This window comes from Streptomyces sp. TRD_SC_5 (assembly GCF_056836825.1).
The window spans coordinates 121591-137492 of record NZ_JBWZZS010000001.1 but is presented as its reverse complement, the minus strand read 5'-3'; the positions used below and the strand labels follow the sequence as shown (position 1 = coordinate 137492).

Here is a 15902-nt window from a genome sequence, read left to right as displayed (position 1 = left end):
AGGTTGCGGGAGCGGCCGGCACCGCCGGGCACCACCCGCGCTCCGGATGAGCGGGCGCGAATCGGGTAGCCGTAGGTTCGAAACCGAGCGGGGCGGAGGAGGACCCATGCTGTGGAACTCACCGACTGGCTGCTGACATCCGGCGAACGCGGCAATCCCGCGACCCGCCTGCACAGCCGCCGACCGGGCCCGGTGGCCTGGTCGGACGGCAACCGGGTGCGGCCCCTGATCCATGGCGCGACGTACTTCGGAGAGCTCCTCGCCGCAGTCCGCTCGCAGCGCTCCGGCGACCTGCTCCTGTTCACCGACTGGCGCGGCGATCCCGACGAGCGGCTCGCGGGTCCCGGAACCGAAATCGGCACCGTCCTGTGCGAGGCGGCGCAGCGCGGCGTGATCGTCAAGGGGCTGGTCTGGCGCTCCCACCTGGACCGCTTCCAGTTCAGTGAGACCGAGAACCGCCACCTCGGCGAGGAGATCGAAGCGGCGGGCGGCGAGTGCCTGCTCGACATGCGGGTAAGGCCCGGAGGATCGCACCACCAGAAGTTCGTCGTACTCCGCCATCCCGGCCGCCCCGAGCTCGACGTCGCGTTCGCCGGCGGCATCGACCTGGGCCACAACCGCCACGACGACGCCACTCACCGCGGCGACCCGCAGTCGCAGCCCATCTCCGCCGCGTACGGACCGCATCCACCGTGGCACGACATCCAGCTGGAACTGCGCGGACCGGCCGTCGGCGACATCGAGGCCTGCTTCCGCGAACGCTGGGACGACCCGGCTCCGCTCAGCCGCAGCCCCGTCACCCGCATAAGAGAGCGCGCCCACCGTGAGGACACCCACGCGGACCCGCTGCCACCCCAGCTGCCCGACCCCCGGCCGTGCGGCACGCACACCGTCCAGGTGCTGCGCACCTACCCGAACCGTCTGCTGCGTGGCTACGACTTCGCCCCCGACGGTGAACGCAGCATCGCGCGCGGCTACCTCAAGGCACTGCGGCGTGCCCGTGCGCTCATCTACCTGGAGGACCAGTACCTGTGGTCCCCGCACGTGGTGCAGTGCTTCGCCGAGGCCCTGGCCGCGAACCCCGGCCTGCGTCTTGTCGCGGTCATCCCCTCCCTCCCCGACCAGGACGGCCGCTTCACGCTGCCGATGAACCTCGTCGGCCGGATCACGGCGCTGGAGCACCTGCGACACGGCGGCGGTGAGGGGCGCGTCGCGGTGTACGGGCTGGAGAACCATGCCGGGACACCGGTGTACGTGCACGCCAAGGTGTGCGTGATCGACGACGTCTGGGCCTCGGTGGGGTCCGACAACATCAACCTCCGCTCCTGGACGCACGATTCGGAACTCGGCTGCGCCGTACTGGACGAGAACGTCGACCCCCGCGAGCCGCGCGACCCCGGGGGCCTCGGGGACGGCGCGCGCGGCTACGCAAGGAACTTGCGGCTGGAACTCTCGCGCGAGCACCTGGACAGGGAAGAACCCGAAGCACCTGACGCGCCGGACCCCCTGTGCGACCCGGTGACCGCCTTCGACACCTTCGCCACGAGCGCCGCGGCCCTGGACGCCTGGCACGACGGGGGCCGCAAGGGCCCACGGCCCCCCGGCCGCCTTCGTACGTACCGCCCCCCGGACCTCTCACCGCCGGCGAAGGCACTCTCCATGCCCCTGTACCGTCTCCTGGTCGACCCCGACGGCCGCCCCTTCACTCTGCGCCGCAACAACACATACTGAGCCTGCTCTTCACCTTCACGTCACTGCTGGAAGCCACAGAGGCCCCGACGTGGACCGACCGCACGCAGGCGCGGGACATGAGTCGGTCTCAGCCCGGCCACAGAGTGAACAGCGCGATCACCAGCAGGACCAGCAGGGCCCAGCCGAGCACCCCGACCTTCCGGCGCTGCGGGTTGCGCCCCTGCCGCCATTCGCCGGCCTCGTGCGGAGTGTCTCCCATGGCGGACCAGCATAGGACCTGACGTCCACGGCGGGGCCGGGCCTCGTGCGATCGATCGCCGGAGTCGATTGCCCCGCCGACCGGGGCCTTGAAGGGGCAGGGCCTCAAGAGACCGAGGCCGGGGCGGCCGAGGCCTCCCTCTGCTCGCGCCACTGCGGTGCCAGGACCGACCAGACCTCCTGGTCACGGCGGACGCCCCGGTACGGGTAGCTCTCCCGCAGCACTCCTTCCCGGACCATGCCCAGACGTTCGGCGACCTTGAGGCTGGCGGTGTTGTCGGCGTCCGCGACCCATTCCACTCTGTACATGCCGCGCTCCTCGACCGCCCAGTCGACGAGCACCCGGATCGCGCGGGTGACCAGGCCGCGCCCGACCACCGTTTCCTCCAGCCAGCAGCCGACCTCGCAGTTGCCGGTCGCGGTGTCGAAGATCCGGAACATGACGCCGCCGACGAGGGTGTCGTCGGCCCAGATCCCGTAGACGCGCCCGGAGTCGGTGGCGGCCTTGTCGGCGTACCTCCGCAGGAACGCGGTTGCGGAGGGCAGGTCGGTGACGTGGTCCGGGAGCTCGACGAAGCGGCCGATGTGCTCGCGGCCGCGGTCCATGTGGGCCATGAACTCCTCGGCGTTCCACGGCTCCAGGGGCCGCAGCTCGGCGCCGTCGTCGCCCAGCGATATCGCGAACATCCTGCTCCTCGGGTGTGAGTTTTCCTTCGAAGAGCAGCCTAGTGCCGCACCAGGCAACGTTCGCGGCGAATGCGCGGCACCTCAACAGGCGGGCTTACCGGCCGCCCCCTGGAGGCGCGCCCGCTGCATCGCGGCAAGCCGCCGCACCACACCGATACACAGAGCCCCCGCGACGACATAGAGCGCGGCCCCGGCAATCTCTGTCGGCAGCGGGCCTCGGGAGGTGGAGGGATAGGCGAGAAGCTGCGCCGCCACGAAGAGCAGCCACCACGAGGTCAGCAGTACACCGGTACGCCGCGGGCGGCCGGGCGGAGAGCTGGCAGCCCAGATGTCATTGAGGATCCGCTTGGGAAGGAAGAAGCAGGCGACCGGAACCAGCCACGCGCCTGTAGTCCAGCCGCGCTTCATCCGGTGTCCGCCGGGCGCCAGAGCCTCGGCGTTCACCCGCATCTGCCACAGCCAGCGAAGGAAGACGAATCCGGTCAGCAGGGTGGCGAACAGCCTCATACCGGTGAGGTTGCCGACCCATATCTCCCTCTCGAAGGCGGCATACGAGCCGTCAGTCGCACGGTAAAGATGCAACTGAGCGACAAGCAACGCCCCATTCACCAGCACGCAAGCCCCGAGCGCGGCCACGACTACAGTCGTCATCGCCTTCGGTACGAAGAGCGGCTCGCGGTCGGCCGATGGCACGGGCGGGGACACGGCGATGGCGTCGTTGTGACTCACGCGGCCAAAACCTACTGCCGGGCTCGGCATTCAGTCCAGCTTGAACGGACCCCAAGGCGCGATCCGGCGCGACGCGTCACGACAGGGCGAACGTTGCCTGATGCGGCACTGGAACGGCCCGATGACCACAGCTCGACCGGCTCCGCCAACAAGTGCGGGCCCAACTGGCGTTTCGACGTGCACGGCGGCTCCTTCGTCGGCGACGGTGGACCTGCCCCGGTGCCGGCGGTCGCGCCCCATGCGGTCTCCGGCTACGCCAAGGGCGATCCGTTCGGCCGGACCCGCTGACATTTCCCAGGAGCATCCCCATGAACTGGACACTCGAAGTCGTCCCGGTCCCTGTCACCGACATGGACCGCGCGAAAACGTTCTACGCCGACAAGGCCGGCTTCAAGGTGGACCTCGACGACGAGGTCGCCCCCGGTATGCGCATCATCCAGATGACCCCGCCCGGCTCGCGGTGTTCGATCGCGATGCTTCAAGGGATGCCCCCGGCTCCCGGTATGAACGACATGGCCCCGGGCACGCTGCAGGGCCTTCAGCTGTGTGTCACGGACATCGAAGCGGCCCGCGAGGAGCTGGTGGACCGAGGCATGGACGTCTCCCCGATCCGCCACGTCGGCGCCACGGGCTGGGAGGACGGCAAGGGCGAAACCTGGAACTCGTTCATGTCGTTCGAGGACCCGGACGGCAACGGCTGGGTGGTCCAGGAGGCCCCGTCGGAGCTGTCGCAACGCTGAGCACCACCGAGCCGGGCGGAAGCCAAACCGTCCGGCTCGGGCCCCGCCCGTCAGTCCGCCGGAGAAAGGCCCGGGCGCGGGCGGTGGCGGCCACCCGGCATGGAACTCAGATTGTGGATGACCAGCTGTCTCCATGGCGGTCTTCGGCATCGACGACAACGGATCTGGTGTGTTACTGGGGGCCCGGCGCGCAGGATCTCTTCGGGTACGATTCCGCCGCGGTCCTGTCGAAGCCCGGCGCCGTTCTCTTCACGGACGCGTCCCACGGCGCGGCCTCCGCATCACCGGCGCCGGTCACCCGTCGCCGCTGGTGCTCCATCCGGACGGCCGGGTCGAGACCGTCGACGACGTCCTGGGAGTACCTCTCGGTGTCGGCGGTTTCGCCTTCCGGACGATCGCGATCGAGCTCCCCGAAAACGCACGCTCGCCCTGTACACCGACGGTCTCGTCGAGGCACGCGGCCGCGACATCGAGACCGGCCTCGCTCGACATGCTGCGCGCCGAACTGGCGGGGGCGTCGGGGGAGTCGGAGGCGTTGGAAGCGACGGCGGACCGCATCCTCGCGCGCCTTCTGCCCGGCCCGCCGGCCGATGACACGGTCCTCCTCCTCGCCCGCGTGCACCGCGCCGGCCGGGGCGCGGCCAGGGTGGCGTTCACGACGCGGCCGACGGTGGGACGGGGGACCCTCACGGCTCGGGGTGAGGGGGCTTGAAGCAGGCGGTGACCGTCTTGCCGTGGTGCTGCGGGTGAGTGTGCCAACTGTCGGCGAGAGCCTGCACGATGCTGACGCCCCTGCCCGAAACGGCTCCGTCGTCCGCGTCGCTGGGCGCGGGCATGGCGGCGGCCTCGTCGTGCACGCTCACGTGCAGACAGGTGTTGTCCCAGGTCAGCACCAGCTGGGCGTCACTGTGGGCGTGCAGGTGCGCGTTGGTGAGGAGTTCGGAGACCGCCAGGACGATCTCGTCCACGGTTTCGGGCGCCTCAGCGGCCCAGGGGAGGGACCCCAGCTGACGGCGCGTCCACTCCCGCCCTCCGCGTACGCCCTTGCTCGCCGCAAACGTGCGGGCCCACCCGGTCGCCTTGACGGCCATGGCATTCTCCCCGAAATCTTCGTCCAGCACTGGCTGCATAACGTCTACCCTCTGCGGCTCGGTTCACTGCGGCGCCGTACATCCGGGCCAGTTCTGGACCGAAGCGCCGGGGGCGATTTCCCGCCATCACCGCGATGGCCAAGGCGCTGCGGACCTTCGGCCCAAGGCATCATGTCGGGGCCCGGCCCGGCTCATTTCACGGAGTTGTCACCGGGTTCAGCGCCATACCCATTCAAAGGTATAGACCACTGTGATAGATGTACGGAGGTCGCATGACTGAGCACGCTCGGTTACCCGCACAGTGAGGACCGCAGAAATGAACGAGCAGGCCAATGCCGCACCCGTACCCGTACCGCTGTACCGATCGCTCGCGCACCGACTGCAAGCCGATCTGGAGCGCGAACAAGTACCTCCTGGCGGCCGCCTGCCCTCCGAGAGGACTCTGGCCGCCGCTCATCGCGTCAATCGCCAGACCGTACGCCAGGCGCTGCAGTACCTGCGCCAGCAGGGCATCGTCAGTACCGACAAGAGCGGTACGTACGTTCCCAATCCGCCCGCTGGAGCCGTCACGGTTCCGGTGGCCGGCGACCTCGTCTTCCCCGGCGGCGTGATCCCCGTGGGGCTGGCCACTCCCTCCGCGCCGGACCTCACCTACGAGCCCGCACCCGCCGACGTCGCCGACTCGCTCAAACTGCGAAGCGGTGTCCGTACGATGGTCCACCGCCAACGCCTGACGGATCCCGTCGAGGGCGTCGTCCAGACCGCCACTTCGTACTTCTCCTCCGTCGCGATCACCGAAGTCCCGCAGCTCGCCAACCGGCGTCGCCAGCTGCGCCGCGGTACGCGTTGCGACCTGCGTCGGCTCTACCAGTGGATGCTGGAGGCGGGTCTGCGCCCCGTACGCTCCGAGACGCTCACCCTGGTGCCTCCGCGCACGGTCGCCGAGACCGCGGACGCGCCGGCTCAACTCCGCATCCGGCGGCTGGTGTGCGACCAGTACGAACGACCGCTGGAGGTCACCGACCTCACGGTGCCGGCCGGGTCGTGGCAGCTCAGCTACCGTTTCGCGCTGACCGCGCCATCTGCCGCCGGCTGATCCGGTCGATGCGCGGCCGGCCGTGCTCACGTGCGCGGGAGAACGGCGGCCCCGCCGCGCCGAGCCGCGAGGAGGTGGTCACCCAGCTGACGTACTCGTCGTCGCTGATGTCCTTGTGGAGCAACTGCCCGATGACCCGGGCGATCTCGTGCGGCCGCGCTCAAGGTGCTGTGCACGATGGTCGCCAACGTCGAGAGCGACGGGGACTTCCAGCCAGGTCCGGGACCGCTGCCCGGGTGGACCGGCGTTGTCCGAGCCGCTCGACAACGCCCTGACCGCCTTCCCGCAGCGTGCTCCTACGCCAGGCCGCGTTCCCGGGTCTCCCGGGGGAGAGCCAATGCTGAACCTGTGTACAGCGTGATGCGTACCGGCGTAAGGCTGGTGGCACCGGTCGACGGCTCCCCGGTGCCGGGATTACGGGCGTAGCGCGGATGGGCGCCTCCGCTGATCTGCAGGCGAAGACGGTGACCGGCCGCGAAGCGGTACGCGGTGGAGCTCATCGGCACGGTGATGTCCGAGGGGGCCTGCCCAGCGGTCCGCAGCCGAGCCAGCCCGTCGCAGACATTGGTGGAACGGCCCTGTGCGTCCACGTCGCACAGGCGGGCGAAGACATCGGCGTGTCCGGTGTCCGTCGCGATCTGCAGTCGCGCGGAGACCGGGCCGAGGATGTCCAAGGGGTCGGTCAGGGGCGGGCCGGTGAACGTCAAAACGTCCTCTCGTGCCTCCAGGGCGCTGTTGTCGCGGGAGCCGGCGGCCCGGGAGAGCAGGGGGCCGCCCACGGAAGGGGTGGGCTCTGCCGGGTCGTAGCAAAAGGACGTCAGCGGCGTGGAGTCGGTGGGGGGCTGCTGGATGAGAAGCCCCTCCGGGGCGGGAAACCAGGAAACCGAGCCCGGGGCCGGCGGCCAGTCGGCGAGGTCCCGCCACGCCTCTTCGCCCCCGACGTGCACGCGCACCCCCGTGGGGCGCAGGCCGGAAGGGTCGGCGCACAGGTGGGCGCGCAGCCATGCGAGGCTCTCGGCGAACACCTCGGGCCAGCCCTGCTGGAGTGCGGAAGTGTGAGTCCAGGGGCCGACGAGCAAGGCGGTCTCGCACCCGGCCTGCCGCAGCCTGCCGTACTGCTCGAAGGTCTGGTCGGCCAGTGCGTCGTGCCACCCGGTGACCAGACCGGTGGGAACGTTTCGCCGCTCCGCCGCCTCCCCGAGGAACGCGCCGAGCCAGTACGGGTCGTCGGCGTCCGGGTGGGTCATCACGTCGTCCAGCCAGGGCACTTCCCCCAGGGCGGACTCGTACGCCCGGCGCAGCGGTTGCGCGGTGGTTGTTTCGCGCAGACGGCGTTGGAGACGCACCGTTGCTCTCAGGAAGGGGACCAGCCCCTGGTGTTGGTACGTCATGCCAAGGCCGACGGCGAGGGCGTTCTCCAGGCGGAGGGCACCGTCTGCGTGGAAGAGGGCATGGGGATCGTGCAGGCCGACCTGTATCGCCATCGCCTTCAGCTCCGGTGGCGGGTCCAGGGCGAGTGCCCACTGGACGTAACCCAGGTAGCTGGGGCCGACTGTGCCCAGAGTTCCGTTGAACCAGGGCTGCTTTCGCAGCCAGGACACCGCGGCCCGGCCGTCGGCGGCCTCGTTGCGCCACAGGTCGAACCGACCGCCTGAGCCACCGGTGCCGCGGCAGCTCTGCACCACCACGTGGAAGCCTTGTTCGGCGAAGAGCATGCCGTACATGGGTGACCACGGCAGGCCTCTGCCGTAAGGCGAGCGCACGAGAAGGGTGGGGAAGTCGCCCGCCGCCCGGGGGAAGTAGTGGTCCGTGAGCAAGGGGCTGCCGTCGGCGGCCGGTACCACGAGTCCCGGTTCCCACCCGACTTCGTGCCGCTTGGCCGGCAGGCCGCGCCAGGTGGCCCTCATCATCCGTGAGGACAGCGGTGGCTTTCCAGTGGGCGCGGTCCAGTCGGGCCTCGGTACGGCATCGTGCGTGTGCGCTGTCATGGCTGCCTTCCGCTATTCTCGTACGTCGTACGAGAATAGCGGATGCTTGGATGGTTCCCGCAAGTCACAGCGGCGAGGAAAGGAACGAGAAGATCGTGACCCGAGGAGACGGGGCCGGCGCCACAGGCGTCGACCCCCAACAGCTGTGGCTGAGCCCCGGCCGGCCCGGCAGAGGGCGCAAACCCGCCTTCAGCCGCAAGGCGATCACCGCCGCAGCCGTCGCCCTGGCGGACGCCGAGGGGCTGGAGGCGGTCACCATGCGGCGGGTCGCCTCCCAGGTGGGGGCCGGGGTCATGTCGCTCTACAGCTACGCTCCCGACAAGGAGACACTGCTGGAACTGATGGTCGACCACGTCAGTGGCGAACTGCCGGCGGCAGGTGCCCTCACCGGCGACTGGCGTATCGATCTCAGAGCCATCGGCCACCTCCAGCGCGCTCTGATGCTCCGTCACCCCTGGCTTCCCGCCGCGCTGTCCGCCCGCCGAACACTCGGCCCGCACACACTGGCATTCCTGGAACGCGCTCTCGCCGCCCTGCGGCCGACCCGGCTGGACGGCGCCGCGAAGCTCGAAGTCTTCGCCCAGCTCACCGGATTCGTTGCCGCGCACGTCGCCCACGAGATCGCGCAGGCCGCAGCGGCGCAATCACCGGACCGGGCCGCAGCCGAGGCCCGCTACCTCGCCGCTGTCGCCGCGGACGGCCACCACCCGGAGCTCGCCGAGGTCCTCTCCGCGCCCGGACGCCCCCTCACTCCCGAAGCCACGTTCACCCGATTCCTCAACCGACTGATCGGCGGCCTCGATACCGACTGAGCGGGCATTCCGCGACGTACAACCGTCCCCGTCGCAACAGCGCCCCGTGCTCCTGCCGCGGCGCGAGCGGGGAGACGTACGTCACATTCGTTCCTGTCACATCTTGCCGAGCTGTCCCGTCAGAGAGGTGTAGCCACCAACAACGGCAAGGAGTGCACCATGGATGCTCGCTTGAACCTCTTCAGCAGCCCGGTCGTAGCCAAGTCCCTGAAACACATCACCGCTGCGGGCAAGGTGGTCTCGGACTCGACGCTGCCGGCGGCGACACAGGAACTGGTGAAGATCCGCGCCAGCCAGATCAATGGCTGCGGCTTCTGCGTCGACATGCACACCAAAGAGGCCACGCACGCCGGGGAGACCTCCACCCGCCTCAACCTGATCGCGGCCTGGCGGGAGGCCAAGGTGTTCACCGAGGCCGAGCGAGCCGCCCTGGAGCTGACGGAGCAGGGCACCCGCATCGCAGACGCGGCCGGTGGCGTCACGGACGAGGCCTGGGCGAATGCCGCCAAGCACTACGACGAGGAGCAGCTCGCCTCCTTGACGTTGCTCATTGCCCTCATCAACGCCTTCAACCGCGTGAACGTCATCGTCCAGCAGCCCGCCGGCGACTACCAGCCCGGCCAATTCGGATAACCAGGGGCGACGGCGCCGGCTCGGGAGGCTAGAGCTGCCGAAGATGGTCACGCAGTGTGCGGGCGACCTGCGCCATGAGGGCGTCGGCTCCGGGCTGGGTACTGGCCGGAACGAGTGACTCAGTAAGGACGGCGAGGGCGAAGGCCTGACCGTCGGAGTGCTCAACGACACCGATTTCGTGGCGGAGGTTCAGGAGAGTACCGGTCTTGGAGGACCAAGTGGTGGCGTCCGAGCTGAAATCCGGGGCAAGCCGGTGCCTTAGCAGATTGTGGGCCATGAGGCTTCGCACACGCATCGCCACTTCACGGTGGATCGTCGATGGTGTCCACAGGGCTTGGAGCAGTTCGACGTAGGCACGTGCGCTGCCGGTGTTGGCGCGGGTGGTGTCGAGCTGCGGCACGCGGTGTCCGCGGCCGCTGGTGCCGGCGTCGATGGCGAGGGCGTGGGCGAGATGGGCCTGGGCGGCATCGAAGCGTTCGACGGGGGTGTCGGACAGCTCCCCCATGGTGTGCCGGACGGTGATGCCGCGGAGGCCGAGCTCGTGGAGGATGCCGGCGACCTGGGCGGGCGGTGTGAGGTCGAACAGCGCGTCGGCGGCCGTTCCGTCACTCAGACAGGTGCTCAGGTAGAGCAGGTCGTCGATCGCGATCCGGGTGGGGTGACGGAATCGGCTCAGACCGGTGGGTCCGGGCGTGGTGATCCGCCCGGGTTGTACGTCGAGCATCGTCGCTCCGTCGAGCTCGCCCCGTCGGATGCGCTCTGTCGTCGCCAGCGCGAGCGGGACCTTGACCAGCGACGCGGACGGCAGTGGGGTGTCCGGCTCGATCGCCAGCTCGTCTCCCGTGTGCAGATCGCGCACGAGCAGGCAGCCGTGCAGGCCCCCGTCGTGCAGCTGCCGCCGCATGTCGCGAAGCAGTGCCTCGGTGCTCACGCCGCCACTCCTCCCGCCTGCGTGCCTGCGCCGAGGCAGCGGGCGATGGCGTCGCCCAGGCGCGCTTCGACGGGCTGTGGATTGCCGTCCGCGGCGGCGGCGAGGGCGAACCCCCGGCTGAGCGCGGCCTCCCCGACAGGCCGCCAGCTCAGGGCGAGTTGGTCGGCCTGAGCGGGGGAACACAGCAGCAGGTCGTGTGTGCAGAGGACTTCTGCCGCGGCGGTCGTCAGGTCGGCTGCGACGACGAGCTGTGCGGGCCGCAGTCCCACCGCGTCGCGCAGGCGCGTCAACGGGTCACGGATGTGCGGCACGTCGTCTTCCGGTTGAATCCAGATGTGGCGGGCCGGTCCTGGGGAGGCCCGCCCGATCCGCAGCGTTTCGAGGTAGACGCGCTTCATGCCGGGATCCTGGGCACCGGCAAGCCCGAGCGGTACGGACCACGTCGCGTCGTCCGGTGGCACCGCGAGCAAGGCAGCACGCACCTGCTGCGAGTGGAGGAGTTCCATGCGCCGCGCCGGCGCCGCGACGCGGAGATCGAGCGTGACACCGTGCCCGCGTGCCTCGGCGACGAGCCGGGCGAGATCGACCGTGGAGCAGATGTCGGGCACCGCGAGCCGCCACGGCCTGTGCTTGGCGGCTTCTGCCTCGTGCAGCAGGACATCTGCCGCCTGTACGAGCTGCCGGGCGGTCGGCAGCAGCTCCCGGCCGAAGGCTGTGAGAACGGCCCGCCGCGACGTGCGCTCGAACAGCTGCTCACCGAAGTGTTCCTCCAGGGCGGCGACGCGTCGGCTGGCCACCGACTGGGACATCCGGGCAGCAGACGCTCCGACGGTGAAACTGCCGTACTCGCTGACGCTGACAAACGCGCGACACGCCCCCACCAGATCCACGGCCCGAACTCTATGCCAGATCGGCATCGAACAGCGCATGAGCGCATTGGACCGCACAGCTAGCCGAAGGCCAGGGTGGTCCTGGCATTCATGACCACGTACCGGGATGGCGCCGTGCCGCTCCATCCCCTGTGCGCCCTGTGTACGGGGCGCCTTGGAGGTTTGGGACCATGCAGCACACTCGTACCGCGCGCGCCGTATTCGGTGCGCTCGCCACGCTCGCCCTCGTCCCGCTTGCGGCCTGCGGTGAAGGCGCTGCCCCGGCCTCACCGTCTCCCTCCTCCGCCACAGCGAGCCCGAGTACGGCGGCGAAACCGTTCGGCCGCGAGTTCAAGAAGCTGGAGCGCGAGTTCGACGCGCGGCTGGGTGTATACGCCGTCGACACCGGCACCGGGCGCGAGGTGGCCTACAACGATGGCGAGCGGTTCGCCTACGCCTCAACGTTCAAAGCGCTGGCCGCCGGTGCCGTGTTGCGAAAGTACTCCCTGAGCGGAATGGACCGGGTGATCAAATACTCGAGTGACGACCTGATCGCCAACTCTCCCGTGACCGAAAAGCACGTCGCGACCGGCATGACCCTGCGCGCGCTGTGTGACGCCGCCGTCCGCTACAGCGACAATGCCGCGGCCAACCTGCTCTTCGAGCAACTGGGCGGCCCCGAGGGCCTGGACGCCGTACTGGAGGAACTGGGCGACGACGTGACCCGGATGGAGCGCCGCGAGCCCGAGCTCAGCCAGTGGGCGCCTGGCAGCACGCGGGACACGACCACACCGCGGGCGCTGGCCAAGGACCTGCGCGCGTTCGTCCTCGGCAACGTCCTTGGCAAGGGCGAGCGGGCGCAGCTCACGAAGTGGCTGCGGACCAACACCACCGGAGCCGAGCTCATCAGGGCCGGGGTCCCCAAGGGCTGGGTGGTCGGCGACAAAACCGGAAGTGGCAGCGGCTACGGCGCCCGCAACGACATCGCCGTGATCTGGCCTCCCGACACCGCACCCATCGTCGTGGCGATCATGTCGAACCGCAGCGAGGAGGGCGCCGAGCACGACGACAAACTCATCGCGGAAGCAGCCTCGGTCGTCGCCGACACGCTGTCGTAGCAAGAGGTACGCGGCGCGGGCGAGCGGACCGACGTCCGGACGGTGACCTGGCCGGGCGCGGTGACCAAGACGTTCGCCCTGCGCGCACCCAGCTCCTTCGCCCCGGCCCCGCGAGCGTTGGCCGGCCAGGGGGTGTGCGGGGATACCTTCGAGAGAGCTCGACTCCCAAGGGGAACGAGGCATGTTGACGCCGAGCCGCGCCGTGCGCAGGCCGAGGCGTCGGTCACCACACCCTTCTTGATCCGGCCCCGGGCGGGGGCATTCGCCGTACCCCTATGGCGAGACGGCAGGAGGTTCCGGGCCCGGTTCGCGAGCCGGCGGTGCGGGGGGTGGCGCTGTATCGGGCGGCGCAGCAGGGGCCTGCGGCGTATCCGGTGCACCGTTGGGCGACGCCTCGGCGGCGGGCAGTCCGGCCCGGGCTCTGACCATCTCGGCTTCAGCGCGCATCAACTCGGCTCTCGCACGCACCATGTCGGCATCGGCCTGGCCGCGGGCCGAAACGTACTTCGCGAAGGCAGTGACCGTGACACCGATGAGAGCGCCGATGGCTGTGCCAAGGGTCACGATGGTGGTGACCACCGCAGGTGTGTCAGAGGGCCCAAGATGCCCGTGCCCCTGATAACTGCTCAGCAGCGCGCGCATACTGATGGCGGCAAGCACCAACATGCCTGCTACCACCGCAAAGACGATCGCTGCCCCGCGTACCCACGGTTGTGCCCCTCGGGGCCCGTTCAGAACACGTCCTGATGAGTGGTGCAACTGCGGCGAGATTCCACCTCGGTTCGGGTGGTGCGATCCATGTGTGGGCCCCACGACCACACTGCTCGGCCGGACGCCGCCCCCGATCACCCCTGAGGTCCAGACAACTCGCACCCAGATGAGCAATCCAACGATCGCGACAGCGCCTCGCACGGCAGGATTGACTCCATCGAAGGTGAAGTACGCAAGGCCAGTTACGGACAGGGACATGGTCCCAATTGCCCCAGCCAGGTTCTTCCTCTTGCCGGCCAGGAAGCGCAGCCCCACGACCCCGATCAAAACGAATGAGATCGGAGCAATGAAATCAAACAAGATCGTGCGGCTTGACACGCTGCCCTCCTCCAATGCGCCAAGTCCGCAGGCGCGATGCGCGGATGATGCTCATGTGCAGAAGCTACAGGCGGGCGATGACAACAATCTCGGCCGGGTGCCGACTGACGTGCCCCGGCTCACCGGTGTCCACGCCACTCTCGCCCAGCTCGCCAAATAGCCACCGCCATCACCCGTCTGCCGAGCCCGCCCGCAGCCACGATGAGGAAGCGTGACGCTTCCTGCGGACTGCATAGGTCAGCAGACTCACCCTCACGGCCTTCGTTGCAATCACGTGCGTCCTTGGCCGGAGCACATGACAGACGAAGGCAGCTTCCGCGTCCGGCGGGCCCCCTCTACGGTCGATCACGTTCGAGGCATCTTCGGGCCAGACCTGCCCCGTCTCGCGTGACCCTTCTCTGTCCCATCTGACGTTGCCCGGTTCGCACGCCCGGAGCAGAGCCACAGAGCATCGACCGCTCGCCGATCGCTGTGCTATCCAGGGGCAGTGACGGCTTCCAAGATCCTCACCAGGCCCTTCGACGCAGTGCTGTGCGACCTCGACAACGTGATCCGTTTCTACGACACAAGCCAGTTGGCAGAACTGGAACGCGCCGCAGGGGTGGCGGGAGGCACGACCGCGAAGGTGGCTTATGCGCCGGAGACGGACCTTCCGTTGCTCCTCGGCGAGGTCACTCAGCAGCAGTGGGTGGAGTCCATCGTGCTCCGCCTCACAGGCCAGGTGCCGGAGGCGCAGGCACGCGAGCTGGGTACTGCGCTCGCTACGGCGCCCTTCAGTGCCGACGCGTTGGTGGTGGCCCTGCTTCGTCGGGTAAAGGAACACATGCCCCTGGTCCTGGTGACGAACGCAACCCTGGAACTGGAGAACGACCTGGCGTCGATGGGGCTGGCTGACCTCGCCGACCACGTCGTCAGCAGCGCGCGAGTGGGGGTGGCCAAGCCGGACCTGAAGATCTATGAGATCGCGGCCCAGCGGGCAGGCGTCACCCTGGACCGGTGCCTCTTCGTGGATGACCGGCTGGAGAACATCGAGGCCGCGGTCGGACTCGGGATGACCGGTATCCATTACCGCGAACCTGCCGACCTGAGCAAGCCGTTGAGCTTCCTGCTGAACGCTTGAGACTGCCGCAACGACCGACGCCTTCTGGATCCGCCGGGCGATGACGTGCACGTACCGTTCCGCGACACCGATCTCGCGGGCGATCCTCCGCCGAGCCCGACGCCCCACCCAGTACGTGATGATCACCGCAAGGACAGCCCACCCTGCAGTGATGTGCCGGTTCCGCTGCGCGGGGCTTTCTCCTGCCCACTGGCCGGGTGCGCCGCCTGTCCGAGCCGACTGGTAGAACCAACGCGTGGCATTCCAATTCATAGCCCAGGTGGCTTGCGGATTCGACAATGAAGACGAAGACGACTGCATGATGGCGGGGCTGGCGGAGTCGGATGACGCCGACGCCTTCTCGCTGCTTTTCATGTGCGACTTCGACGAACCCGACGCCCAGAACGTAGCCCTTGGCTTCGACACCCACTGTCTCGTCACGCCGGATCAAGGCACCGCCTACGGCTGTGTCCGCGAGGTGACTTTCGACGGCGAAGTACTGCGCGTCGTACTGGATCCCGCATCACTGGCAGCCCTCGACGTGGAAGATTCAGTAATCGAGGCTGTGTTGCGAGCCCCGGCCGAGGATGTGAACCGGATGCGGGAGGTGCTGCCGCGCATCCTGGCGTACGGCCGGGCGGACGCGCTTCCTCTGCGTGTCGAGTTGTAGCGGCCCTCACGCGCGATCCGCCATTGCGTTGAGACTTATCGTTGCACCGTCGGGACCGGCGAGGAGGACTCGTGCCAGACGAGATGGAGAGACAGAAGAGACCATGCTCGCCTACATCCCTCCCGACGGAGCCGCCCCTGGTACTGGCTACAGCCATGCGTCGTGGGGGAGGGGGAACGGCAGGGAGCCAGGCTGCAGCCGGTTCGGCGGGCCTTCCCACCGGACGAAACCCCTAGTAGGCGACTGGCGTTCGGAGAATCGGCCCTACAGCGAGGGGAAGTCCGACTGCGGTGCACGGGCGCCGTGTTCGCACCCCTTCACCGTCCGAAGGGCGGTACGCACCGCAGGGGTGATCATGCCGATCCGGCTCAGGGCCCGCAGCGCGTCACCGAAGACTCTT

Annotated in this window: 18 protein-coding genes; 10 read left to right on the top strand and 8 right to left on the bottom strand. The window is 69.0% G+C overall.

Annotation, left to right across the window (positions count from 1 at the left end; translation table 11 throughout):
* The first annotated feature begins 111 nt into the window (after positions 1-111).
* Positions 112-1731, top strand: coding sequence for a phospholipase D family protein (locus AC1P0E_RS00700; RefSeq protein WP_482740178.1), 1620 nt, complete (start codon positions 112-114; stop codon positions 1729-1731).
* Positions 1732-1819: 88 nt separating this feature from the next.
* Here the strand turns inward: AC1P0E_RS00700 and AC1P0E_RS00695 are convergent, their stop codons facing one another.
* The 3 genes from AC1P0E_RS00695 to AC1P0E_RS00685 form a co-directional block, all read right to left on the bottom strand.
* Complete coding sequence (locus tag AC1P0E_RS00695) at positions 1820-1951, bottom strand: hypothetical protein (protein WP_482740177.1); 132 nt, start codon at positions 1949-1951, stop codon at positions 1820-1822.
* 104 nt (positions 1952-2055) lie between these two features.
* Positions 2056-2637: a GNAT family N-acetyltransferase gene (locus AC1P0E_RS00690; protein ID WP_482740176.1), complete on the bottom strand. Its 582-nt coding sequence runs from the start codon at positions 2635-2637 to the stop codon at positions 2056-2058.
* Positions 2638-2718: 81 nt separating this feature from the next.
* Complete coding sequence (locus AC1P0E_RS00685) at positions 2719-3366, bottom strand: DUF4328 domain-containing protein (protein ID WP_482740175.1); 648 nt, start codon at positions 3364-3366, stop codon at positions 2719-2721.
* A 93-nt stretch (positions 3367-3459) separates the two neighbouring features.
* Between AC1P0E_RS00685 and AC1P0E_RS00680 the strand changes: the two genes are divergently transcribed.
* From AC1P0E_RS00680 to AC1P0E_RS00670, 3 genes are all read left to right on the top strand, one after another.
* Positions 3460-3654, top strand: coding sequence for a hypothetical protein (locus tag AC1P0E_RS00680; RefSeq protein WP_482740174.1), 195 nt, complete (start codon positions 3460-3462; stop codon positions 3652-3654).
* 20 nt (positions 3655-3674) lie between these two features.
* On the top strand, positions 3675-4106 hold the full coding sequence (locus tag AC1P0E_RS00675; protein ID WP_482740173.1) for a VOC family protein: 432 nt from the start codon (positions 3675-3677) through the stop codon (positions 4104-4106).
* 133 nt (positions 4107-4239) lie between these two features.
* Entirely contained in the window at positions 4240-4818 is a 579-nt protein-coding gene (locus AC1P0E_RS00670) for a SpoIIE family protein phosphatase (protein WP_482740172.1), read from the top strand.
* Here AC1P0E_RS00670 and AC1P0E_RS00665 read toward each other — a convergent pair.
* Complete coding sequence (locus AC1P0E_RS00665; protein ID WP_482740171.1) at positions 4793-5197, bottom strand: ATP-binding protein; 405 nt, start codon at positions 5195-5197, stop codon at positions 4793-4795. The genes AC1P0E_RS00670 and AC1P0E_RS00665 overlap by 26 nt on opposite strands.
* A 316-nt stretch (positions 5198-5513) precedes the next feature.
* Between AC1P0E_RS00665 and AC1P0E_RS00660 the strand changes: the two genes are divergently transcribed.
* Complete coding sequence (locus tag AC1P0E_RS00660) at positions 5514-6293, top strand: GntR family transcriptional regulator (RefSeq protein WP_482740170.1); 780 nt, start codon at positions 5514-5516, stop codon at positions 6291-6293.
* A 296-nt stretch (positions 6294-6589) separates the two neighbouring features.
* Here AC1P0E_RS00660 and AC1P0E_RS00655 read toward each other — a convergent pair whose 3' ends face one another.
* Positions 6590-8281 (bottom strand): CocE/NonD family hydrolase, encoded by a 1692-nt coding sequence (locus AC1P0E_RS00655; RefSeq protein ID WP_482740169.1) that lies wholly within the window; start codon positions 8279-8281, stop codon positions 6590-6592.
* Positions 8282-8331: 50 nt separating this feature from the next.
* On the opposite strand from AC1P0E_RS00655, the gene AC1P0E_RS00650 reads away from it, so the two are divergent.
* Positions 8332-9093 carry a TetR/AcrR family transcriptional regulator gene (locus AC1P0E_RS00650; RefSeq protein ID WP_482740168.1) on the top strand — a complete coding sequence of 254 codons (762 nt, stop codon included), beginning with the start codon at positions 8332-8334 and terminating at the stop codon, positions 9091-9093.
* 159 nt (positions 9094-9252) lie between these two features.
* Entirely contained in the window at positions 9253-9726 is a 474-nt protein-coding gene (locus tag AC1P0E_RS00645) for a carboxymuconolactone decarboxylase family protein (protein WP_482740167.1), read from the top strand.
* Positions 9727-9754: 28 nt separating this feature from the next.
* Here the strand turns inward: AC1P0E_RS00645 and AC1P0E_RS00640 are convergent, their stop codons facing one another.
* Positions 9755-10657 (bottom strand): serine hydrolase, encoded by a 903-nt coding sequence (locus AC1P0E_RS00640; protein WP_482740166.1) that lies wholly within the window; start codon positions 10655-10657, stop codon positions 9755-9757.
* Entirely contained in the window at positions 10654-11547 is an 894-nt protein-coding gene (locus AC1P0E_RS00635; RefSeq protein ID WP_482740165.1) for a LysR family transcriptional regulator, read from the bottom strand. Before AC1P0E_RS00635 ends, AC1P0E_RS00640 begins: the two co-directional genes overlap by 4 nt.
* 170 nt (positions 11548-11717) lie before the next feature.
* Here AC1P0E_RS00635 and bla point away from each other — a divergent pair, with 170 nt between their 5' ends.
* Positions 11718-12644: a class A beta-lactamase gene (bla, locus tag AC1P0E_RS00630; protein ID WP_482740164.1), complete on the top strand. Its 927-nt coding sequence runs from the start codon at positions 11718-11720 to the stop codon at positions 12642-12644.
* 273 nt (positions 12645-12917) lie between these two features.
* Here bla and AC1P0E_RS00625 read toward each other — a convergent pair whose 3' ends face one another.
* Positions 12918-13733, bottom strand: coding sequence for a hypothetical protein (locus AC1P0E_RS00625; RefSeq protein ID WP_482740163.1), 816 nt, complete (start codon positions 13731-13733; stop codon positions 12918-12920).
* 487 nt (positions 13734-14220) lie between these two features.
* Between AC1P0E_RS00625 and AC1P0E_RS00620 the strand changes: the two genes are divergently transcribed.
* Both AC1P0E_RS00620 and AC1P0E_RS00615 read left to right on the top strand, forming a co-directional pair.
* Positions 14221-14853 carry an HAD family hydrolase gene (locus AC1P0E_RS00620; RefSeq protein WP_482740162.1) on the top strand — a complete coding sequence of 211 codons (633 nt, stop codon included), beginning with the start codon at positions 14221-14223 and terminating at the stop codon, positions 14851-14853.
* Between the two features lie 235 nt (positions 14854-15088).
* The gene (locus AC1P0E_RS00615; protein WP_482740161.1) at positions 15089-15502 is read left to right on the top strand and encodes an Imm10 family immunity protein; all 414 of its coding nucleotides are present in this window, start codon (positions 15089-15091) and stop codon (positions 15500-15502) included.
* The last annotated feature ends 400 nt before the right edge of the window (positions 15503-15902 follow it).